16 protein-coding genes are annotated in these 23,184 nt (G+C 57.8%); 5 read left to right on the forward strand and 11 right to left on the reverse strand.

The window, feature by feature from the left end; translation table 11 throughout:
• Nucleotides 1–236 precede the first annotated feature (236 nt).
• Together HB393_RS18970 and HB393_RS18975 are read right to left on the reverse strand one after the other, a co-directional pair.
• Nucleotides 237–1,670, reverse strand: coding sequence for a sugar porter family MFS transporter (locus HB393_RS18970; RefSeq protein WP_213806769.1), 1,434 nt, complete (start codon nt 1,668–1,670; stop codon nt 237–239).
• A gap of 3 nt (nt 1,671–1,673) precedes the next feature.
• Nucleotides 1,674–5,102, reverse strand: coding sequence for a DUF5107 domain-containing protein (locus HB393_RS18975; RefSeq protein WP_255551351.1), 3,429 nt, complete (start codon nt 5,100–5,102; stop codon nt 1,674–1,676).
• Between the two features lie 469 nt (nt 5,103–5,571).
• On the opposite strand from HB393_RS18975, the gene HB393_RS18980 reads away from it, so the two are divergent.
• Nucleotides 5,572–6,111, forward strand: coding sequence for a glutathione peroxidase (locus HB393_RS18980; protein ID WP_213806797.1), 540 nt, complete (start codon nt 5,572–5,574; stop codon nt 6,109–6,111).
• Nucleotides 6,112–6,812: 701 nt separating this feature from the next.
• The gene (locus HB393_RS18985) at nt 6,813–10,424 is read left to right on the forward strand and encodes a TonB-dependent receptor (protein WP_213806770.1); all 3,612 of its coding nucleotides are present in this window, start codon (nt 6,813–6,815) and stop codon (nt 10,422–10,424) included.
• On the opposite strand, the gene HB393_RS18990 is transcribed toward HB393_RS18985, so the two are convergent.
• Both HB393_RS18990 and nuoI read right to left on the reverse strand, forming a co-directional pair.
• Nucleotides 10,421–10,747, reverse strand: coding sequence for a response regulator (locus HB393_RS18990; protein ID WP_255551352.1), 327 nt, complete (start codon nt 10,745–10,747; stop codon nt 10,421–10,423). The two genes, HB393_RS18985 and HB393_RS18990, sit on opposite strands and share 4 nt — an antisense overlap.
• A gap of 222 nt (nt 10,748–10,969) precedes the next feature.
• Nucleotides 10,970–11,476, reverse strand: coding sequence for an NADH-quinone oxidoreductase subunit NuoI (gene nuoI, locus HB393_RS18995; RefSeq protein ID WP_213806771.1), 507 nt, complete (start codon nt 11,474–11,476; stop codon nt 10,970–10,972).
• A gap of 39 nt (nt 11,477–11,515) precedes the next feature.
• Between nuoI and HB393_RS19000 the strand changes: the two genes are divergently transcribed.
• Nucleotides 11,516–12,076, forward strand: coding sequence for a hypothetical protein (locus HB393_RS19000; RefSeq protein WP_213806772.1), 561 nt, complete (start codon nt 11,516–11,518; stop codon nt 12,074–12,076).
• Nucleotides 12,077–12,716: 640 nt separating this feature from the next.
• On the opposite strand, the gene HB393_RS19005 is transcribed toward HB393_RS19000, so the two are convergent.
• The 3 genes from HB393_RS19005 to HB393_RS19015 form a co-directional block, all read right to left on the reverse strand.
• Nucleotides 12,717–14,216 carry a hypothetical protein gene (locus HB393_RS19005; RefSeq protein ID WP_213806773.1) on the reverse strand — a complete coding sequence of 500 codons (1,500 nt, stop codon included), beginning with the start codon at nt 14,214–14,216 and terminating at the stop codon, nt 12,717–12,719.
• The gene (locus tag HB393_RS19010) at nt 14,213–15,427 is read right to left on the reverse strand and encodes a hypothetical protein (RefSeq protein WP_213806774.1); all 1,215 of its coding nucleotides are present in this window, start codon (nt 15,425–15,427) and stop codon (nt 14,213–14,215) included. Before HB393_RS19010 ends, HB393_RS19005 begins: the two co-directional genes overlap by 4 nt.
• A gap of 140 nt (nt 15,428–15,567) precedes the next feature.
• Nucleotides 15,568–16,368: a class I SAM-dependent methyltransferase gene (locus tag HB393_RS19015; protein ID WP_213806775.1), complete on the reverse strand. Its 801-nt coding sequence runs from the start codon at nt 16,366–16,368 to the stop codon at nt 15,568–15,570.
• A gap of 103 nt (nt 16,369–16,471) precedes the next feature.
• On the opposite strand from HB393_RS19015, the gene HB393_RS19020 reads away from it, so the two are divergent.
• Nucleotides 16,472–17,032 carry a hypothetical protein gene (locus HB393_RS19020; protein ID WP_213806776.1) on the forward strand — a complete coding sequence of 187 codons (561 nt, stop codon included), beginning with the start codon at nt 16,472–16,474 and terminating at the stop codon, nt 17,030–17,032.
• Between the two features lie 10 nt (nt 17,033–17,042).
• Here the strand turns inward: HB393_RS19020 and HB393_RS19025 are convergent, their stop codons facing one another.
• A complete protein-coding gene (locus HB393_RS19025) occupies nt 17,043–18,632 on the reverse strand; it encodes a UbiD family decarboxylase (protein ID WP_213806777.1) in 1,590 nt (529 codons plus the stop codon).
• Between the two features lie 161 nt (nt 18,633–18,793).
• A complete protein-coding gene (locus HB393_RS19030; RefSeq protein ID WP_255551355.1) occupies nt 18,794–19,984 on the reverse strand; it encodes a hypothetical protein in 1,191 nt (396 codons plus the stop codon).
• Nucleotides 19,985–20,414: 430 nt separating this feature from the next.
• Here HB393_RS19030 and HB393_RS19035 point away from each other — a divergent pair, with 430 nt between their 5' ends.
• Complete coding sequence (locus HB393_RS19035; RefSeq protein WP_213806779.1) at nt 20,415–21,146, forward strand: energy transducer TonB; 732 nt, start codon at nt 20,415–20,417, stop codon at nt 21,144–21,146.
• A gap of 166 nt (nt 21,147–21,312) precedes the next feature.
• On the opposite strand, the gene HB393_RS19040 is transcribed toward HB393_RS19035, so the two are convergent.
• The gene (locus HB393_RS19040) at nt 21,313–22,368 is read right to left on the reverse strand and encodes a VTT domain-containing protein (RefSeq protein ID WP_213806780.1); all 1,056 of its coding nucleotides are present in this window, start codon (nt 22,366–22,368) and stop codon (nt 21,313–21,315) included.
• A gap of 136 nt (nt 22,369–22,504) precedes the next feature.
• The gene (locus tag HB393_RS19045; RefSeq protein ID WP_213806781.1) at nt 22,505–23,098 is read right to left on the reverse strand and encodes a DNA starvation/stationary phase protection protein; all 594 of its coding nucleotides are present in this window, start codon (nt 23,096–23,098) and stop codon (nt 22,505–22,507) included.
• Nucleotides 23,099–23,184 lie beyond the last annotated feature (86 nt).

The raw sequence follows: 23,184 nt of genomic DNA on the forward strand, positions 1-23,184 counted from the left end.
CTTAGGACCGGACACTTTCAACTCTGCTTGTCACGAATCAAGATTTCCCTGGGTGGCAGTGTACGTTACCGGAAATCACCGTATGCCTTCGATATAAAGACTGTCAAGTGCATTTAAATTTTTGCGATGGAGCCAACGCGTGGCATATTAGGAAATCTGGCGATCCGGCTCACATTTTCGTGTACGTTTCCTCAAACAAAGCAAAGCGCCAGATACATAAATTCCTAGTTCATTTCCTAGCGACTGGAAAGAACCTTCGCCTCGATCTGCTCTAACGTCTTCCCTTTTGTCTCTGGCACGTAGAAGAAAACAAAGAGCGCACCTACGATGCACACAATGCCATAACCAAGAAAAGTTCCAGAACTCCCGAGTGCTCGATTGATAAGTGGGAATGTGTAAGTAAGAGCAAAAGAACTGATCCACAGGGCGCTCACAGCTACGGATACAGCCTGTGATCTCACCTTGTTAGGGAAAATCTCAGAGATCAAGACCCATGTAATCGGAGCGAGCGTAAGCGCATAGCATGCGATCGCGCTGAGCGTCAGAATCAGGACCGCACTTCCGTGCCATCCTTGCCTGTAAGCCAAGCTAGAAAAGAGGTGGGACAAGCCTATGCCGATACAACCAAACAGCATCATGGGCCGACGTCCGACTCGATCGACGATCAACATTGCGAGCACAGTAAAGATCAGGTTGATCGTCCCCGTAATCACAATGTTGAGCAGGATGTCGTTTTCCCCATACCCCGCGCTGCGGTATACCTCTGCAGCGTAGTTGAAGAGGATATTGATGCCCGTCCACTGCTGCAAGACTGCAAGAGCCATTCCAATCAGCACGATTCGCCGAACGCCTGGAAGCCAGAGATCACTCCAGGACGCCGAACTACCTGCTTCCATCTGAATGGTCCTCTTTATACTGTCAGCCTCGGCAAGCGCATAGGACGGCCCACCCACTTTAGTTAGTACCGAATATGCAGCTTCATCCATGCGTTTTGAGAGCAGCCAACGAGGACTCTCTGGAATGAATAGAGACATGATCGTGAATGCGATAGCCGGGACTACCACGGCGCAGAACATCCATCGCCATCCAAATTGAACGTTCCATGTCTGCAGGAAAGCCACATGAGCAATGTGTTCAGGGATAGGCTGTGCAATCCGCCAATTGGCGATTTGCGCCAACAAGATACCCACCACAATAGCGAACTGATTGAGACTGACCAGCCGTCCGCGGATCTGTGCGGGGCTTATCTCAGCGATGTACATCGGAGAGATATTGGAACTGAGCCCAATAGCAGTGCCTCCCACGATTCGCCAGAAAATGAAAGACGAAAACGAATACGACCAACCGGTCAGCCCCGAGGAGATGGCGAACAGGATAGCGGAGACAAGAAGAACTCTCCTCCTGCCAAATCGGTCTCCCAAATATCCCGCGACAAAGGATCCCAGGAAGCAGCCAACCAGAGCACAACTGTTTGCCCATCCAATGAGATACTCCGAAGTGAGACCAAAATACGCCTCATAGAACTGACGAGCGCCACCAATTACAACCCAATCGTAGCCGAAGAGCAGGCCACCCATCGCCGCTGCGAGAGCGATTCCCCAAACATAAATCGTATGTTCAGCATCAGGGGCTGACTCACTGCTGCGAGAATTGATTGGAGCTATCTGCATCGTTCAGCTCACGGCCGTTTCAATAATCGTTAAAAGGTCCGCAGCGCCAGTGTGATTTTGGTCAAGTCGGAGCACCTCATGGAGCAACGCCGCCGCTTGCTCTGATCTGCCGAGCCCCAGCAAAGCCTGCGCGCGCAAAAACTTCGCAGAGATCTCCTGCCTGAGACCCAGGTCCTCGTCGAAGAGCAATAACGCAGGTAAAGACGTGGCAAAATAGTCGATCTTTGGTGTCTCCTGTTCCAATTCCAGAGAATAGTCGTAGATCTCTTGGAACAGATTTCGCGCCTTGTCAACACGTCCTAAACTCGATAGCGCCTGCGCGCTCCAATAAGTCATATCTGAGATATCGCGAACCCGCATCTGCTGAAAATCCCCACGTTGCTCCGCGGCGCGATTCCAAAGCAGGATTGCCTGCTCTCGATTTTGATTTGCGGCATGTGCGACACCGAGCCAATAGTCAACCATGCTTAAATTCATCAGAAGGTGTTTCGCTTCGCTTAGGCTCTCCGGCACATTCCACGCACCTTCGAAGCTCTGGATGGCCTTCACCGCATCATTTTCTGCTAGTGCTCTCTGACCCAGGAGCAAATTCGCACGGACATACTGCGATAGAACAAGTCCTTCTCCGCCCTCCCAGGGCTGAAATCTGCGGGACAGTAAAACCTCTAACGCTTCACTGGGCCGGCCTACCTGGTTATAGAGCGAAGCCAATTCCACTGTAAGGTCATCACGCGTCGAGACCAGAGCTGCAATTTCCCCAAGTGCATTGAGTCGAGATATGGGGCTGGCCCCCGTTCGCTTCAAAAGTTGATCTTCTTCATAAGCGATGCGGGCATCGTTCGGAGCTAAGGCTCGTGCCTGTCTGAAGCAATGAAGCGCCTTCTTTGAATCTCGCCTGACGTTGTAATATGCGAAGCCGAGGTTTCGCCAAGCTGTCGGAAACTCGGGGTCGAGTTCCGCCGCCCTCTCCCAGTGCTGGATGGCTTCTTCGTGACGACGGCGATCATAGAGCAAGTTCCCGAGATAGTATTCCGCGCGGGCATCCGTGGGGTTCCTCTCAATTGCAGCCTGAAGAAGTACCATCTCATCCAGGCGACTCGGGAAGACATAAGCCGCATCCGCTGAGGCCGCGAGTCTGTAGGCTGCTGCGCTCTCCTCATCCAACCCAAGCAAGCTGTAGACATGGGCGAGAGCATAGAGCAGCATCGCTTCCGATCCATCTTGCCTGGACACAAAGTCGCTACGGAGAACACTGAGCGCATCCTCCAGAAGGCCGGGTCGCATGAGATCGAATGCCAGATCCAGTCTCTGTTGGCCGTCGCTAGGAATTGTGCCAGCGTCGAGGTAACGCCCCCAATTATCCAGTCGATCGAGCTCAAGAGTTGCCCTGACACAGTCCTCCGAATCCTTCCCACGCCCCAATCGTCGCAATACAATTGCCCGCAAGTTACGAGCGTTGAGATTATCTGCATCGGCACGCAACGACCTTTCTACATGGTCGAGAGCCTTTGCCCATTCGTGGCGACTGCAATCGATCTCCGCTAGACGATGATAGGCTGGCCCGCGCCAGGCAGCATTCCAAGTAGATTTGTAAAAAGCTTCATATGCTTCATAGGTCCGGCCTTGATAACTCAGCAACAACCCAAGGTTGTAATACGGTTCTCCATCATACGGATTTGGATTCCTCTCCGTCATGCGGGAAATCGCTGTACGAAGATACTGCTCCGCCTCCTGGAACTCTCCTCGCCTCAGGTGCCATCGACCTATGGCATGATTCGAGCGACTGTCGCCGGAGTCGCGGGAGATCGCCTCCAACCAATAAGCTTCTGGGCTCCGGGTTGCATGTCGATACTGCTCCAGATGCAACCCGATGAGATAAAGCTCGTCACTAGAACTAATCTCCTCAGGCAGTCCGGGCTCAACTGCAACCGATGGTGCAGGGGCCTCAACAATCTCGCTAGGAGCAAAACGCAACACTATCTCTTCATGTGCTCCACCACTTCTCAACAAAAATTCGAGGTCTTCGCCTTCTCCGAGCTCCGGAAAGTCAAGATGCAATGGGCGGCTCGGCTCGAGTTCCCCGCGCCACTCAGCGACATCCTTCCCGTGGCTACTCAGGGAGACAATGGCATCGGATATCTCACGCGTAACAAGCAAATGAACGATCACCCCACGTACATCTCTCTCTATCCGTAATGCAGCGTCCAGGTTTGCGATATCCGGCACTCCGATCTCACGAATCGGATACCAGTATTGGCTGAAGGTCTTGGTCTCACCGGGTGCGAGAAAGGAAAAGTCAGGTTGATTGTCTGTGTAGACTCCCGCCATAAGCTCGATATACGGTCCGTCTGAGTTAGTTAGGCTTCGATCCCATGCATAGCCGAATTCGTGATTTCCCCACGTCCACTGCTTCTTCCCAGGCGCGATGTGATGGTTTGAAACATGCACCATACCGGCGCCAACCGCGTGGTCATAACCACCAGCGAAGTCTCCCTTTGAGTTGGCCACCATATAGCTGGTGGGGACGGGGATATTCGCGTACCAACTGAGATCGTTCGCCGGGTAAGAGCCATCCGGAGAAAACTTCGTCGGCTTCTCTTCTTCAGCAACCCCCTCGAGGCCCCGCTGACCATAATCGATTCCGTAATACTTGCCATGGCTCAGGGGGAATTCGGTGATAGCACGCTTGGCATGATCTGCGACAAAGCGTACATCCGTTGGAAAGAAGGACTGATACTTTTCGTGGACACGCGTCGCAACGTTAGCCCACCAAAGAAAAGTTTGAGTGTCCTGCGTGCGGTTATACAGTCGAACTTTGAGCTCGAGAAACGCCTTGCCCGGGCGGAGGCACAAACCATGCATCCCTTTCATCCGCACCATTGGATCATGGTCGCTGCACCAGATCGTGACCGAGCCATCGGGGTCGCGCTCGATCGTAACTTCAACGGGCATGAACGTAGCAGGACGATGATGTTGCGGCCAATTGAACTCCACACCACCGGAGATCCATGGACCAGCGAGACCGACAAGTGCCGGCTTGATCACATTCTGGCGGTAAAAGAAGTCGTACCCATTGAGCTTGTCGTAACCGACGTGGATACGCCCGCCGATCTCCGGAAGAATCATGAGACGGATGGCTTCGTTCTCGATGTGAACAGCCTTCCAGGAGTGCAGCCGAGGCTCAGTATCAACCCTGTCGATCACCGGAAGCGGATAGACCTTGCCACTGCTCCCCTGATAGACCCGTTTCTCAAGGAATAAAGGATTGCGATCTGGAGCGGCTGGCATGTAGCTCCACATAACAACCGGCTCCTCCCACGCCTTTACGGGGCCTTTCTCCGTATCCGGCGAACTGGGAAGCACCAATTTGGTTCGCATCTCCTCCTTGGAGGCGACACTTCCGGTAGTTTCTAAATTCGTCCGCTCTTGCATATCCCATTCCCTGATCCCAGTTAGTCGCACAATGGACCACGTTGAAGCGGGGCCCGTTATAAAGCATTTGAGAATCAAATAACGTTTACGTTACCGTAAAGGAAAACTTACGGGAGCAAGATATGCATTGTCAAGAACAAAGCCCGGAGAGCCACAGGTCTAGATTCGATCATGGCTAGAAGCCGATTCTCCGCTTTCACCCAGAAGCCGTCTTCATGAGAGCGGTCGACGCCCTTCATCGAAGGATCTCGCTCGCAATCGGGGGATGGACCATATATACAGCACTAAACATGTCAGGACCGATACCGAGTAGTGCAATCTGAGGAAAACCGCTATACGAACCCATAAGTAACGCGCCACTCATACGCATTGCCTGGCGAGCAGCGCCTCTCGAAAAAGCAAGATTTATAATCCCCGTAGCCGGCCAATCTTGGCCAGCGGAATGAGGAATCTAGTGCAGAAACGATTCATGCTGTTATTGCTTGGCTCCACTATCGCGGCGTTTGCCGGAACGGCGAAGCCGGTCTACAACTACAAACTTAAGACGATCGATGGGCAGCCGACCTCGCTCGCGACCTACAAGGGGAAGGTACTGCTTGTGGTCAATGTGGCGAGCGCCTGCGGATTCACTCCGCAGTACTCCGCGCTCGAGGCCGTGTACGAAAAGTACAAAGACCAGGGGCTTGTAGTCATCGGTGTTCCAGCGAATAATTTTGCCAACCAGGAGTCGGGAACGGAGGCAGAGATCAAGACCTTCTGCAATCGCAAGTACCATGTGACGTTTCCGATGATGTCGAAGGTCTCAGTTCTCGGTCCAGACCAGACGCCGCTGTATCACTACCTGACGGACAAAACCACGAATCCCTCGGGACCGGGCGATATCAAGTGGAACTTTACCAAGTTCCTTATAGCACGCGACGGAACACCGGTGAGCCGTTTTGAGCCAGCTACCAAGCCCGATTCTCCTGAGGTCATCGCTGCCATTGAGAGTGCCTTGAAGAGGAACTAGCGCAGTAGACCGGACTGCGGTCCATACGTAAACGGACACAGTTCGTTGAAATCGTTTTCTACTCAAGGCTTGAATAGTCTTTGTGTTTCGGACAATGATGCCAGGCGCTCTACAGCGCCAGATTCAAACTAGGATGTCACGTCGCCATCGTCCGCCCAGGAGCGGAGTCTCAATAGCTTGTCGACCTCCACTCCGGGCAGCCGATGGTGACTGGCGAGGCTGGCATGTAGACCAGAGAAGATTGGCCGCAGGTTCGATTCCCTACTGCGTCGTCATTTTGACGCTTCGATAAATGAAGCGATATATCGCAAGCGTCAAAACGTTGTCCTCTCCCGGTTTCCGCCTTAGCTGACACACGCATCGATTCCCATACAAATCGTAGTTTGCCAGGGTCAATGATGGCTGCTGCCAATTTTTGGCTACGTCCGCAAATCTGCGCAACGACAAACGCGAGTGTCCGCCGACGCCCCCTGTCGGAGAGCCTACTCGCATCTAGCGTCGTGTCCGTAATAGCTCGAAAAATTGTCGGCTACATTTTTACGCGTTCGAATTCTGCAATTCAATATTTTTCTTGACACGACTCTACGACCACAAGTAGTGTGCCGGGTGTCTTTGAAATCGATTACATCCACTCCCCGATATTTTGCTCCAGAACGACATCCGATGGAACCACACAGATTGAACGCTGAGGACGACAAACCATGACTAGGCACTGGCAAAAAGCTGATGCGAGGCAGATACGTAAGGCGATGTACGTACTTCTACTGGTGTTCTTTTCTATAGCAACATCGGCGCCCCTCTTCTCTCAAGTAGACCAAGGAGCCATAAGTGGCATCGTCCAAGACAGTTCGGGTGCTGTTGTGGCAGGTGCGCAGGTAACGCTGACAAATACGGATACTGCATTTGCCTTGAAGGCACAGAGCGATGGAAGTGGCGTCTATGTTTTCTCCCCTATCAAGATCGGCAATTACAAGATTAGTGCCACTTCGCCTGGCTTTTCCATGACTACGCAGGAGAATATCCAGGTCCATGTGCAGGATCACCTCCAGATCAACGTGCAACTGAAGACAGGTGAGACGAACACCTCCATCACTGTCACCGAGGCGCCTCCCCTTCTGCAGACCCAGGAAGGATCCACCGGACAAGTCATCGAATCCAAGACGATCAATGAGACTCCGCTCAACGGCCGCAACTGGATCTTTATCGCGCAACTCACCGCCGGCGTCGCTCCCGCCAACGGATCACGCGGCCAGGGCAAAGGCGACTTCTCTGCCAATGGTCAGCGCTCCGAGCAGAACAACTACATCATGGACGGCGTCGATAACAACGTGAACGTCGTCGACTTCTTCAACGCCGCCAGCTACATCGTGCGTCCTCCACCGGATGCGCTCGCCGAGTTCAAGGTACAGACCGGCGCCTATAACTCTGAGTTCGGCCATTCCGCCGGAGCAGTCGTCAACGCCAGCATCAAGTCCGGCACCAATCAGATCCACGGCAGCCTCTGGGAGTACATCCGCAACGACGCCTTCGACGTCCGTGAGTTCTTCCAAGGCTCTTCTCCGATCGCGAAGTATCGTCAGAACCAGTTCGGCGCAACTCTCGGCCTGCCAATCTTTAAAAACAAGCTCTTCTTCTTCGGAGATCTTGAAGCAGACCGCATCGTCTTTGGCGAGACGCACGGCGGTCTCAGCGTTCCTACAGCACTCATGCGGACCGGTAACTTCAGTGAGCTGCTAAACCCAAGTCTGGTCAACGGCAACACTGCCCAACTCTACCGGCCAAACGCAGCAGCGAATGGCACAACGCCCATCCCCAACAACCGTCTCGATCTCTCGGGAATCCCTCTCGACCCGGTCGCTCTCAGACTTCTCAGCCTCTTCCCCAATCCCAACGTAGGCGTCCCCGGACAGACGTACAACAACTTCACCAGCCAAACCAACACCATCGACAACACCTTCCAGTGGGACGTCCGCATCGATTGGAACGCCAGCACCAAGGACCAGGCTTTCGCCCGCTTCAGCTATAACCACGAGCCCGCGACCCATCCCCCACCTTTGGGCCCGATCCTCGATGGAGGTGGCTTCGGAGACACAGGTCAAATCATCTCTCTCGGCGAAAACTTCGCAGGCAGCGAGACCCATTCCTTCTCTCCGACCCTCACCAATGAGTTCCGTTTCGGTTACAACTACGGCCACTTCGGAGGCCTCCAGGTAAACGGCAACACCAACATCGCCCCAACGCTTGGATTGGGCGGTATTCCGTTCAGCCCACAAAACGGAGGACTCCCTGCCTTCAACGTGACCGGTCTCTCCTTCTTCGGCTCACCGACGTACTACGTCACCAACGAGTATGAGAACGTCTATCAGATCCTCGACAACATCACCAAGGTCCTGGGCAACCACACCCTTAAAGCCGGCGTGAACTTTCAGCGCGTCCGCTTCAGCACCTTGCAGCCCGATCAGGGACGTGGCACCTACGACTTCCGCGGACCAAGCGACAATGGATCGAACTTCTACACCGGCAAGGTTGGGACAGCGAACACTGGCTTTGGCACTGCGGACTTCCTTACTGGCAACTTCGGCAACGCTGGCATCTCCAACCTCTTCACCACGGACAACGTCCGTTGGAACCGCTCCGCCTATCTGCAAGACGATTGGAAGGCCAGCCAGAAATTGACGTTGAACTACGGCGTCCGTTACGACTACTCGGAGCCTTACTTGGAACGGCATGACAACCAGGCAGCTTTCATTATGACCAGCGCACCGGTCGCCGGACAGGGCACAGGTCTGTACCTCTTGCCGAAGAGCAAGCAAGGTCTTGCCCTGCCTGCCTCATTCGCCCGGTATCTTGCCTTGGACAACATTACGGTCCAGTACACTGACAACCGCAAATTGATTGATCCTCAGAAGGTAAACTTCGCCCCTCGCCTCGGCTTCGCCTATACGCTGACTGAAAAAGCTGTCGTTCGCGGAGGATATGGCATCTTCTTCGGTGGCCTCGAGAGCGTGGGCTACTATCCAAACCTCGGCGTCAACGTACCCTTTGCGTTTGACTCGGGATTTGCCGCGCCCAGTTGCACCGCTGGCGGAGCCTGCCCCAACAACGGAATGACGCTGTCGTCAGGCTTTAGCGCCGCGCTCGCCGCCGGTCTGATCAACTCTATCCAGCAGCCAACACTACGTGGCGGAGAGGCCAAGGTACGCACTCCCTACAGCCAGCAATACAACCTCACGGTAGAGTATGCGATCAATAACTCGACGGTAGCGACGCTCTCCTACGTCGGTTCGGTCGCTCGTCATCTCCAGCAGTTCCCCAACCCCAACGGCCAGACCGCACTGACCCCCAACGGTTTCACCGGCTACGTTACGGCAGCCGGAGACAAGGTCAATCCGTTCCGGCCCTTCCCTCACTTCCAGGGCTTCGCCTATACCGCCTATGACGGTGTAGCGAGTTACAACTCCCTGCAGAGTAAGCTGGAACGTCGCTTCTCTCACGGCATCAGCTTCCTCGCGACTTACACCTTCGCCCATACACTCGACGACGCTCCCACTCCACTCGGCAGTACGAACGACCCCGGCTACCGCGGCACTAACATCGTTCCCATCGGCAACGACTACTCCAACTCCCCAATCGACGTTCGTCAGCGGTTCACCCTCAACAGCAACTACGAGGTTCCCTTCGGCAAGGGACGCCAGTTCCTCAACAAGGGTGGTCCTGTGAACTACCTCGTCGGCGGCTGGTCGAGCAGCCTCGTCTTCCGCGCGCAGACTGGACAGCCGATCACCATCGGCACCAACAGCCTCATCAGTCCCGGCGGAGCGACCGCCCAGGCGATCCGCATCGGCGATCCTAACGCGGCAGGTGGCTCAGCGAACAGCTCCAACCCAGGCATCACCTGCGCTCCCAAAGTGCGTACCGTCACCAACTGGTATAACCCTTGCGCCTTCGCCAACCCGAAGGCGGACGACATCGGCTACACCACTTCCAGATACCCCGATGGAACTCTGATTCCCCGCTCAGTCTCAGGAATGGCAGCGCTGGCCTACCTCGGCAGTCCGCGTGGCCAAACCTACGGACCTGGATACGAACGCGTCGACATGTCGCTCTTCAAGTCCTTTCCCTCTTTTCGGGAGCAGAACTTGACCTTCCGCGCGGACATCTTCAACGCACTCAACACACCGGGGTACGGCAATCCAACTACAGGCAATGCGACCATCTCGTCCAACGGAGGTGTACTCACCGCGGCGCGCCTGTTCCAGAGCAATACTCCGGACTCGCGCTTCTTCCAGTTCTCTCTGAAGTATGCCTTCTAGGCTTGTGACGGAGGGACGATCGCATGAACACCGTCGACGAAGGCCTGCGGATCGAACTCGGTGCGCAGGACCTCGTCAGGGCAGTCGGTAAGAACCGCGACGCGCCAGTTGCAGACAAAGGCGACGAGTTGGCCAGGATGATGCGTCCTGATCTCGGAGCAGAGGTTCTCGGCGTCGTGGATGCCTGATTCGCCCTCCACGTCGATCAAGACCAGGTTGTAGGGACGATTCTTGAACATAACTAGACCCTCGGCGTGAGAGAGGGTCGAGTCTACTTCGTAGCCGGAGCGGCGAAGGATCTGGTCGCGGAGAGGACGAAGCATCTCGCGACGACAGATATGTAGAAGAACGGGCCGAAGACCTTCCAAAAAAATCCATGCTTTCTACAGCGACCGACGAGCACCTCCCACACGAACCTTTTGCCTTTCTATAAGGATGGCTTGCGAGGGGCCGACCGGTGTCTGTCTTGAACTATTCTTCAATTTTAGTAGAAGTCGGGACTTTCTTATGTATGCTACACGACAAAATCGCTTCTCGCTTCGCGGCTAGCGCAAGGAGTCGGCCGTATCCTGCGCGGAGCCTGGAACGAAGTTGGGGGCGGGGAGGATGCTCACGAGGAGATCTTCCTTTCGCATGACCAGGGTCGTTGCATTCAGCGAGGCCAGTTCGAAGCCGTGTCCGTGGGTGATGGCGTCCGTCGGGCAGGCCTCGACGCAGTAACCGCAGAAGATGCAGCGGTTGTAATCGATGTTGTAGACCTTGGCGTAGCGCTCCGCCGAGGAGATACGGACCGTCTCGGTGTTCTCGGCGGCCTCGATGTAGATGCAGTTCGAAGGACACGCGGCGGCGCAGAGGAAGCAGGCGACGCACTTCTCGAGGCCGTTTTCGTCGCGCTGGAGCTGGTGTTTTCCTCGAAAACGCTCCTGAAACTTGGCGCCGCGCATGGGCCCCTTGCCGTCGGGATAGTTCTCGACTTCGGTTGGCTGGAACATCTCCTTGAAGGTGATGCTCATACCCTTGGCAATGGCGGCGGCGTCGCGGACGATAGACATTCCTTGAGTATACGACGGCTGCGCGGTAGGCTGAAAGCCATGAACTCAGCGATCCGTTCCTTCTCCCGCTTGGCTGCCGTCGCAGCGTGGGTTTTCGTGGCGACGACCAATCCCACATGGGCAAATGCGCAGGCCGCCGAGAGACCGATGACAGCACACGCCCACGAGGCGAGTCCGCAGTCGACCAGCCTGACCGTGACCGTCGATGGCAAGGCTACGACGCTCTCGGCCGTGGAGCTGCAGGCGATGCCGCAGAAGACCATCGCCGTCCACAACGAGCATACGAAGACCGACGAGAGCTACTCGGGTGTGCCGCTGGGAGATCTGCTGGCAAAGTACGACTTCCCGGTGGACAAGACGACGCACACCAAAATGCTGCGCAGTTACCTCGTCGCGACCGGAACGGACAAGTACTGGGTACTCTACTCCGCGACCGAGATCGAGAGCTCGGAACATAACGGCGACGTCATCGTCGCGATCGCAAAAGACGGCAAGCCTCTGGGCGAGGACGGCCTGTTCAAACTAGTAGCCAGCGAGGATAAGAAACCGCAGCGGTGGGTCCGGAATCTCACGGCTCTCACCTTGAAAACAGCGGAGTAGACGGCAAGATCATGACCACCTCGTCTGAGCCAGTCGCCATCCCAACGAAGCAGCACAATCCGGGTGCCCCATCCTTTTTGCAGTCTCATCGCAAATAGGGTGGGGTATCGTGCGGAGCACGACCGCTCTCCTTTCCCAACCACCCAAATCTTCAGGTCCTGTCTAGAGGCAGCTTAACCACCCAGGTAACCAGACACTCTATCCCGACCCATCACACTCAGCCAACCCAAAATCGCCGACAAAACTGTCAAGCGTCAAATATCGAAATAATCCAGTAAACCCATAAAAATAAACGAGATAATAAATAAACCAAAGTGGCATGTTAGTTATGGACAACTTGATAAAATAGGTACAGGAATTAGAAGAAAGCCCCGGCTAAACCGGGGCTTCGCTCTTTAAGCACGTAACTTCAACCGCTGCACTTATTTGGCCGTAACCCTTTTATTTGGAATAATTTGCCGGGGATTCCACCTCGCATCTCGTTGCATCCATTCCGTTTACGCCCGGGCAAGGGGGGACACCCCCTGGCGATGAGGGTAGGGATAGGAGTGCGGTCGTGCTTCGCACGATACCCCACCCTATTTGCGATGAGACTGCAAAAAGGATGGGGCACCCGCGGTGTGCTGCTCCGTTAGAGCCTCTAGCGGGCGGTTGCGTCGAAGACGCCGGTCTCTACGGTGGTGCTGTGCTTCATCTGGACGAAGATGCGGTAGCGGCCAGGGGTGGGAAAGCCGTAGGGGAACTCGACGGTGTTGTCGGTGGAGTTTGCTGTGGCTCCCGGTGGATGGGACATCCCGGTCATGCCGGGCATGTCGGCCATGGAGTCCGGATTACCCATAGCAGACGGGTTGGCGAGCATGAGGGCGGCCATCGCGGCTGAGCCCTCGGGGTGGACGTGGGCGAAGACGGTGCCGTCAGTCTTGACGAAGGCGGCGTGTCCGGCCATGCCCATATAAGGCTGCATGTCCGTGGCAGGTTTGCCGTTGGGATCGAGCATGTGGAAGTGGAAGCTGTAGGCGGTTCCAGCGGTGAGGTTCGCAGGCGCGTCCCAGACCATGGTGTAGCCGTCCGGCAGGCGGAAGGAGCTGCCGAGCAGATTCGCGGAGAGTGGCTGGGTCTGTGCAGCTGCGTCGTCGACGCCCGGAGGCGCCGGGGGCAGACCGGCAGGGATGGTCAGCGTGGTTACGAGGGTCTCGGGAAAGCCGTTGGCGTGAACGATGTCTCCATAGAGAGCGTAGTTGCCGGGGGGCATCGCGGGCAGGGCGAGACGGAAGTCGCCGGGAGCCGCGAGATCTGGGTGAAGGTGGAAGACGGCGTCCATGCCGGGCTGACGGATGGCGTAGAGGTGCATCAGGTGGCCGTGGTCGAGGAGGAAGTCGTTGTTGGATCGAACGCGGTGGACGTCCTCTGACTCGAAGCGCTTGATGTTGAGGTCGAGACGACTGCCGGTAAGCTGCGGCGTGACCTGCATGGGCCGGTAGATGTTCTGGTCGTAGCTGGCAGCATCTACGTTCCACCACTGTGCTCCCTCGTAGAGGAGCACAGCCATCACGACGAGGCTGCCTCCCAGTGCGAAGACGGCGCGGCGGCGACGCGAGGCGTCCGGCTTCTGTCCCGGTTGGAGCCGCGCCTCGCGGACGGAGGCAGCGACGACACCGGCCATGCTAAGCACGAGAAAGAGGCCAAGCACGGTGAGGAGAGAGCCGAGGCCCCGGCCCATGTGGAGGGTGGAGATGGGAACGGCGGGGACGGGGACCGAGGTGGTACGGTCGCCGGCAGCACCCGCGAGGTCGAAACGGATCTGCCAGGAGCCAGCGGCCATGATCCAGGTGGAGGCGGTGTAGAAGGCGGGATCGTCCGCCGAGACCTTCATGACATCGGAGGTGGGCGGATGTTTCGATGCCTCGCCGGTGAGCGGGAGAGGGGTGAGGTGAACGCCACTGAGAGGTGCGCCGCTGGAACGGACCTCTACGACCGCCTGACCGGGGATGACGTTTGGCATCCGAATGGTCACGTAGAGCTTATAAGGTCCAGCAGTCGCTTCTTCGAAGACATCTTTGCTGCCGACGTGGGCATGAGCGAGTTGTGGGATAGAGAGAAGAAGTAGTAGAAGTCCTAGAACGCGGTGGAGCGACTTCATCGTTGGACGCTCCGCATCCAACGGCCGAAGCTCAGGCCAATCCAGGTGCCGATCGCGCCAACTACTGCAGAGCGAAGAAGTCCGAAATAAAGTGTCATCCCGTGATCGGGATCAGCGAACCGACGCATGCGGTTAAAGCTATCTGCGGGTGTGGCATAGCTGAAGTACATGGTGCCGAAGAAGCGATTCTCGCTGGCCTTGGAGAGCAGAAAGTTAGCGAAGGGCCACTCCACTGCGAAGAGGACGGCGACGAAGAGAACGCCAGAGACGATTGCAACCTTCCAAAACTTCCAGGAGGATGTGCGTTGCCACAAGAGATCGAGGGCGAGCGCGGGCACGAAGAGGAGGACGGGAAACTTCGTGGGGACCATGTGCGTGACCGGGAAGTATACCGGGCCGAGCTTCGGCGATGCAGGGAATAAAGGAAAGATCAGGATCTCCGCGATGGCGAAGAGCATGTACATCGAAGTGATGGCGGTAGCGGCCCAGCGGTAACGCGAAGCCTGCGAGATGACTGCAAGCACAAGAGGAACAGCAATGGACATTGCGAAGTAGGCCAGAACCGAATGGAGGCTAATGTTGCGGGTGGGCTCCAAGAGGAAGAACATCTGGCCGGTGACGAGGATTCCGCCCGCATAGAGAAAGAGCCGCTGGAGAGACTTGAAGTCAGTCCGACCGGCCTCGGAGGCACGATTCATTGCGGCGAGGATGAGAAAGAGAACGCCAACTGTGACAGCTCGAGTGCCCAGAATAAGCAGGGTGTGGGGTGGACTGACGATTTTGACATCGAGGCCATAGGCGTTGTGCCACCAGTTATCGAAGGGAGCAGAGGTGAGCATCGCGATGCCACCCCAAGCCGCGATGAACGCTCCGAGAGGGGCGCGGAAGCCGAGGACGTTGACCGAGGCAGGCCTGAGCGGGGCGGACTTGTTGAAGGTCGTGACGAGGATCAAGTAGCTGCAGATGACGCCAGCCAGAACACCACAAGCGTAGATAGCGACGTGAGCCGGGGTCCAGAAGGTGTCGCGTCCGATTGAACGGTGCCACGAGACGTCCCAAGTTCCACCGATGGTGGCGGAGGTGATCGCCGCAACGCCGAGCCACACGTACCAGGGGATGGAGCCCGTTCGTGCCGATGTTCGAGTACGGTCGGTCGCTTGAGTGTATTCGAAAGACGTGGCGGGAGAGAGGGGGTGGGTCGACGACGACATGAGATCTCCGTTGCTGCTCAGTTTATAACGGCTTCAGAAGAAACAAGGAGATTCGAGGAAAATTCCATTGGACTTGAGGAAATCGCGAAGCGCTGGCTTTCCATTCCCGTAGCTTGTTGGCTCATGATTTGAGTGCTCTTTTAGGGCGCATACCGGAACAGCACGACCTTCTCTTCCGCCGATCCAAACCGGTCCGCCGCTGCATCTTCCTTTGTCATCGAGAAGGTGCGCTCCCAGACGAGCTTCAGTTCCGGCCACTGCTTCTCCACCACACCGGAGAAGGCTGGATTGAAGTAGACCATGTACACCTCTCGTGGATGCCGCTCTACCGAGCGGCGCAGACTCCGGAGGCAGCGCTTGAGCACCGGAGCTAGAAACGGATGATAGAGATAGATGACTAACGGCTCCGCAGGATAGTCGAAGGCCGTCGCATCGCCGTTTCTCGCTTCGATGCGATCGCACCTCTTCCAGTCGGCTGAAAACCGGGCGATGTTGGCCGCGGCGACGGCGCTCAACTCCAGAACCAGCTCCACGCCGAGGATTCTGCGAAACGGAAATCGTGAGGCAAGTAGCAAGGCCCGTCCCTTCCCTGAGCCCAGATCGACGAAGGTGAAGCGAGTCCAGTCGAGGGCGAGGGTTTCCATGACCTGCCGGAAGCCGGTCGGGGAGACGCCGTAGTAGGCCGTGCTCCAAAGAGCGTTGCGATGCGCGGAGGGCAGGTCCTCGCCCCATACGAGCCCGCTCGTATCCGTCCCATACTCCACGTCGAAGGGATGGAGGCTGTCGGCAGGCAAGGTGGAGATTGTTTGGGGCTCTGGGGTCGCTGGGGCGCTGCGTAGTCCCAGCCGGCGGGCGACGCCCTGCAAGGCCAGCACGAAGAATCCGCGCCAGCCACGGTTCACTGCTGCCTGCATCGCCTTGCGGAACAATCTGCCACGCATAGGGTCAATGTCCCCTGTTGTCATGCATTCGGATGCGGTTCGTGGACGTGCAAGCGAGAGGCGGCAAAGTTTTTAAGCGGGTCTAGCTTTTCGCACGGGAGTTATGGTTCACTTTCACATGGTCAACGCACATACTCGCCGCACCTTCCTACGCACGGCCCCTCTCGCCGCAGCGGTTAGCCTTTCTCTTACTGACCAATTCTTGTCAGCCTCGGTTTTGCCTGCCGATAGCGGACAGAGTGCTTCCGCTACAGCCCCGGTTCCGTTTCAGGTGTTCACCGCGCAGTCGATTGAGGATGCGGAGAAGGCGCTGCACGCCGCTCCTGGAGATAAGAGCCTGGTCAAGTCCGACGCGTTGCCCTTCACGATGGTTCTGACCACCGAGACGGCCAAGAGCGCCAAGGAGTTCGAGTGGCATGAGGGCCGGGATCATATCCTGCAGATCCTTGAGGGAACCACGGTGTATGAGGTGGGTGGAACCCCGAAGAACGGGCGGAACACCAAGCCCGGCGAGTGGCTCGCTCCGATCTCCGAAGGAGCCACTAAGGTGACGTTGAAGAAGGGCGACACGCTGGTGATTCCGCGGAATACTCCGCATAAGCGGAGCACCTCGGGGAGCGTTACGTTTACGCTGATCTCGCCGATGGGAGCCGTGAAGGCCTAGCCGCTTTTGGTTACTCGATCCCGAGCTTCTTCCAGAGGGCGTCGACGCGGGTTTTGACGTCGGCGTCCATGGCCAGCATGGGGGGCCAGGGGCGATTGAAGCCTTCGGCGGCCCACTTGCGAGTGGCGTCGATGCCCATCTTACTACCGAAGTTGGGCAGGCGGGAGGCGTGGTCGAGGGAGTCGACTGGGCCAAGGGTGAACTGGATGTCGCGCTCGGGGTCGATGTTGTTGGTGGTGCGGAGGGTGACCTCGGCGACGTCCTGCACGTCGCAGTCCTCGTCGACGACGATGATGCACTTGGTGAACATCGCCTGCCCCATGGCCCAGATGCCGTTCATGACCTTGCGGGCGTGGCCGGCGTAGGACTTGCGGATGCTGACGATCATGAGGTTGTGGAAGACACCCTCGGAGGGGAGGTTGATGTCCACGATCTCGGGTAGGGTGAGCTGCATGAGGGGCAGGAAGATGCGCTCAACGGCCTTGCCCATCCAGGCGTCTTCCATGGGCGGCTTGCCTACGATGGTGGCGGCGTAGATGGGGTTCTTGCGGTGGGTGATGGCGGTGAGGTGGAAGACGGGGTAGTCGTCCTGCATGGTGTAGAAGCCGGTGTGGTCGCCGAAGGGTCCCTCGGTGCGGAGTTCGCCCAGCTCGACGTAGCCCTCGAGGATGTACTCGGCGTGGGCGGGGACTTCGAGGGAGACGGTCTCGCCTTTGACGAGTTCTAGGGGCTTCTGGCGGAGGAAGCCGGAGATTAAATACTCTTCGACGTCGGGTGGGGCGGGGACGATGGCGGAGAAGGTGGTCGCGGGGTCGGTGCCTATGGCTACGGCGACCTCCATGCGGTCGCCACGGATCTTCGTGAGGGTGGTGTGGTGGATGGAGTCGAGGGAGGCCGCGGAAGTGGTTCCTCCGGCGGTGAGGGCCATAAGGTCGACGGCGGCGGTGGTGTCGGTGGAGGCAGCGCGGAGGCGGTCGCGCATGTGCTCGGCGGCGACCTTCTGGCGCTGCCAGTGCATGCCAGTGGTCTGGCCGTCGTAGACCTGCATGCGGTACATGCCGACGTTGCGCTTGCCGGACTTGGGATCTTTGGTGACGACGCAGGGGAGGGTGATGAAGCGGCCTCCGTCCTGGGGCCAGGTCTTGAGGATGGGGAGGTCGAGAAGGTTGACCTTGTCTCCCAGGTGGACGACCTCTTTACAGGGGGCTTCTTTGGCGGAGACGACCTTGGGGAAGAAGTTGCCGACTTCGGCGAGCATGGGAAGCATCTTGAGCTTGTCCATGAAGCTGGTGGGGGTCTGGGGTTTGATGAGGGTTCGGATGCGGTCGGCGATGGCGTCGAGGGAGTCGGTCTGGAGGGCGAGGTTCATGCGGCGCTCGCTGCCGAACTGGTTCATCAGGACGCGGGCGCCGGGGTAGCCTTTGACGTTCTCGAAGAGGAGCGCGGGGCCGCCAGACTGGACGCCGTTGCGGCGAAGCTTGGAGGCGCGGTCGGCGATCTCCGCCATCTCGAGGATGGGGTCGACCTCCTGCTTGATGCGTTTCAGCTCGCCTGTTTTATCGAGTTGCGAGATCCATTCGCGTAGATCGGTGTAGGCCAATTCCCTGTTCCCCTGTTCTGCTTTCTGATGTTCGTCTCTACTGATTCGACACTTCTCAGTTTAGCTTGTAAGTGTGCTGTGACCTTATTCGACGCAGGGGTTTTGGCTGCGCCTGGGATGCGGAGCAATCAGGCCAGGGTGGAGCTTCATGGCGGTGGGGGTCAGACCTTGAGGAAGATGCGTTTGCGCCAAAGGAGCCAGATGGGGAGGAAGCAGAGGATGGTGAAGGCCAGAGCGAATCCATGGGAGGTTAGTTCGGTTGATCCGTTCCGGGCGAAGACGTTGCGGTAGACCCAGCCCATGGCGGCGAGGGGTCTTCCGTTGGGCTGCGTCCCGACGTGGATGTCGATGAGGGCTTTGATGAAGACCACGGAGACGGTGTAAGCGGCGATGGCGTTGGAGCCGAAGACCCGCCAGGGCCAGATCAGGGCGGCTACGAGCTTCGAGCGGGTCTGGGCTTGCCGAACGTCCAGGAGCCAATAGAGCAGGGCGAGAGCGAGGAGCGCCAAGCCTGCGGAGAGCAGGACGTAGGAGCTGGTCCACAGCTTCTTGTTGAAGGGAAACCAGGGGGACCAGAGATAGCCTGCGACGACCAGCACCGCTCCTGAGGAGAGGATGCCGACGAACTTGCGGGTCGCGGTCTGAGTGGAGCGCATCCAGAGGCCGGTGAGGATGCCGAGGAGCGTAGTGGCTACTGCTGGCAGGGTGCTCAGGAGGCCTTCGGGGTCGCGGACCTTCTCGTAGAGGCGGCCGGTGTGGAACCACTGCTGCGTGAAGGCAACAACATGGCGGTCGAGCCAGGCGACGAGGTTTTGGTCGGGGTCGAGGATCGCTACATCGTGGGTTGGGATACCCGCGCCCGGAACCGGAACGAAGCGCATCAGCAGCCAGTAACCGATAAGGAGCACCGCGGTGATGATGGCGAGGGTGCGAGGACGCTGGACCCAGATGAAAAGGAGTCCGGCGCAGAGGTAGCAGACGGCGATACGGGCGAGGACACCGTAGAAGCGCAGCGTGGTGAGATGGAAGAACGGCATGAGGGTGAGGAACCAGCCGAGGAGAAGAATGATGGCGCTGCGACGCACAACGTGAAGGGCAAGGCGGGGGCGGTCGGCTCCGCGGGCGAGGCGGCCCGCCATGGAGAAGACGATGGAGCAGCCGACGAGGAAGAGGAAGGTGGGAAAGACGAGATCGGTGAGGGTCCATCCGTTCCAGGGAGCGTGCTCGAGCACCCAGTAGACGTGGTTGCCATCGGCTGCGTCGTTGACCAGGATCATGAGTGCGATGGTGAGACCACGGAGTACGTCGATCGAGAGGACGCGGGGTGAGGGCACAAGGGTTTCGCCGGGCATGGTGTCCATCATCGCTCAGGTTTGGTTTGAATGCTATGGGTTCATCGCGTCGAGAGGATTCTTTTGAGGCTTTCGTAGGGCTAAAGTCCTAGGTTTAATCCCAATGGTGACAGTAATGGCAAATACAGTGGCCCTTCACTGAGTGAAGGATGACGGCGTAGAACAAGCAACTGCAAGGGAGGGTTGTGGTTCTCCAACCATCGCGCGATCGGGTGGGCTCGGGATGGGAACCCGAAGATTTGAGGTTGGGGAAGGAAGGCGGTCGTGCTTCGCACGATACCCCACCCTATTTGCGATGAAGCTGCAAAAAGGGTGGGGCACCCGGATTCGTCTCTTGGCTCTATGGAACCTTTGGTGGGTCTGGGTGTCTAACGTAGTGGACGCATTCCTCGCAGATGCGCACCTGATTCGGAGTTTCGGAGGGTGCCTTATGTTTGAGCGAAGTCTTGTGATCTCCCAGCAGAGTCATGCGTCGGCGGGGCAGCGTTGGACTGCTCTTGCTTCCATCACAGTGCAGGTTGGACTGGCTGCGGTTCTGATCGCGCTACCTCTGCTGCATCCCGAAGGAATACCGTTCCGTGACGATGCGCCGCACGCTCTTCTGCCGAAGCTGCGGGTTCCCAAGGTGAAGCCAGTGACGGTGGAGCGGACCGCGGCGACCGCGTTGTCGTCTATTCCGACGATTCCGGTGCAGGGCAGTTCCCTGCTACCGCCACGGATTATCCCTAAGGACATTGCGAAGGATGACGGTGCTGCTCCGGTGCAGAGCTTCACGGGGATGGGCGATCCGAGCGGAGTGCCGGAGGTGATCGCTTCGGTTGGGAATGGGCCTGCAAGAGTCGTGACGGTAGCTCCAGCACGAGCCAGGAGCGGGCCGTTGAATATCTCGTCCGGGGTTTCGGCGGGACTGCTGATGGCACCGATTCGGCCGGTCTATCCGGTGATTGCGAAGGCAGCCAGGGTGGAGGGGACGGTGGTAGTAGAGGCCGTGATCTCCAAGGGTGGACTGATCGAGAGGCTACGAGTCGTCAGCGGGCCGGAGATGCTGCGGGCTTCAGCGATGGAGGCGATCCGTGCGGCGCGGTATCAGCCGTTCAAGTTGAACGGCGAGCCGACGGAGGTGCAGACGACGATCACCGTGAACTTCAAGCTGCAGAGTTAGGGAGAGGAAGGCTTAACACCGATTACCGCCGATGACACCGATTTAAGGCGTAACGGTGATTCGAGGGATAACTCCTGATAGGAGTGGATTGGGCTGATGGGCTCGCTTCCACTCCTATCGATTTTTATCCTTCTTTATTTGTTTTAGTAATTTTGTTGAGCTTTGATTACTTTTTTTGACTGCTTACGAGGACAGGCAGGGATGGAGCCGTGACTACTACCCCTGAGACCGTTTTTACCAGGTCAACTCCGGCGGGGGAGGTGGGGACGTCCTTGACGTAGTCCTCGAGGGGGTAGCCGGCCTGCTTCCAGCCGTCGAAGCCTCCGCGCAGGGGACGGACGCGGTAGACGCCCATCTTGTGGAGTTGCAGGGCGACCTTGGCGCTGGTCTCCTCGCTGGGGCAGGTGCAGTAGAGGATGACGTCGCGATCGCGGGGGATGACCTCGCTGTGCTGGGTGAGCTCGTTGGGGCCGATGCGGAGGGCTCCGGGCAGAACGCGCGGGTCGGGCAGGTAGTCGAGAGGATGGCGCAGGTCGACGATGAACGGAGGGATGTTGCCGTGTTCGGCGGCGGTGTCGAGCATCTGCTTCAACTCTGCCGGCTCCAGACGCATGGCGCGAACCTGGGTGAGGAACTTGCGCTGCTTCAAGACCCGGTAGACGATGAAGCCGAGCACCATGAGGGCGACGATGAAGAAGGCGAAGCGGCTGAGAAAGTGGAAGAACGGCGCGCTGCGCTGGGCGATATCGCCGAAGAAGCGGCCCGCGAGAAGGTAGGCCTCGGCCCAGAGGATGGAGCCGGCGATGTCGTAGATGAGGAAGCGGCCATAGGGCATGCCGGTCTGTCCGGCGATGGGCGCGGCGACGGTGGAGAGTCCGGGGACGAACTTGGCGAAGAGCAGAGTGACCGGGCCGCGACGGGTGAAGTAACCCTCCGTCTTGCTGACGCAGGTCTGCGCCTCAAAGGAGAAGCGGCAGAGGAGACGGAGGACGCTGCCGCCATAGCGGCGGCCCAAGGCGTACCAGAGGCTATCGGAGATCGCGCAGGCTAAAAGGACGGCGAGGAGCGCATAGGTGCCGCTGACGCGATGGGTCGCGCTGAGGGTTCCCGCCGTGAGCAGGATGGGAATACTCGGGATGGGAATGCCGAGTTGCTCCACCAATACCCACAGGAAGAGGATCGCGTAGGCGTATTGGACGAAGAAGACGATTGCTATAGGCATGGCTCAGACTCTCGTGGCAGTACTCGATAGATGAGCGCGAAGAAGCGTTCGATGCTAGTTTGATCGTTTAAATGATAACCCGGCCTGCTGTCCAGAGCAGGCCGGGTATCGTCCGATCCGTTGTTTTGGCGGTGGACTACTCGGCGAGCACCAGAGGCATCTCGACCAGATGTTGGCCGATGAACCAGGCCTGCAGCTCGTTGGGACGCAGAATATCACTGATGACGAGGTCGTTGGTTCCCTGATCCCCAGCGTCGTCAGCCGCCTCGGAGATGTCGAGGCACTGTTGAATGATGATCTTATGGGCCTCCAGAAGACGCGAGATCTGTACCGGAACCTCTTCCTTACCGCGCGGAGGACGCTGAATCTGCGTAATCTCGGCGACATCCGCGCCCATGGCGATAGTAACTCCGCCAAGGAGCTGAATGCGCTCGGCGATGGTGTCGACCATCTCGATCTGCTCGTCGAAGTGCTTGTCGAAGAGGAGGTGAAGCTGGTAGAAGGTCGGTCCAGCCACCTGCCAGTGGTGCTTCTTGTACATGTCACGAAGGACGATGGAGTCGGCGAGCAGCTGATTGAGCTTTCCGACCATGTCGGCGCGAACCTTGGCGTCGAGGGGGTGGGGGAGATCCTGGGCGACTTCGCCGTACTTCTGGACCTCCTTGGCCTGTGCGTGCCAGTTCGGAGTGGAGAGATCTTTTACACTTGCTTTTTTGATGGATACAGCCATGTCTCACCTCGAGATTTCTATTACAACCGATTCGATGCCAGATGCCGCGGCACGGTTTGTTTTATTACGATGAACGCAGACGACAG

It is taken from the genome of Granulicella sp. dw_53 (genome assembly GCF_018449545.1).
GTDB lineage: Bacteria > Acidobacteriota > Terriglobia > Terriglobales > Acidobacteriaceae > Edaphobacter.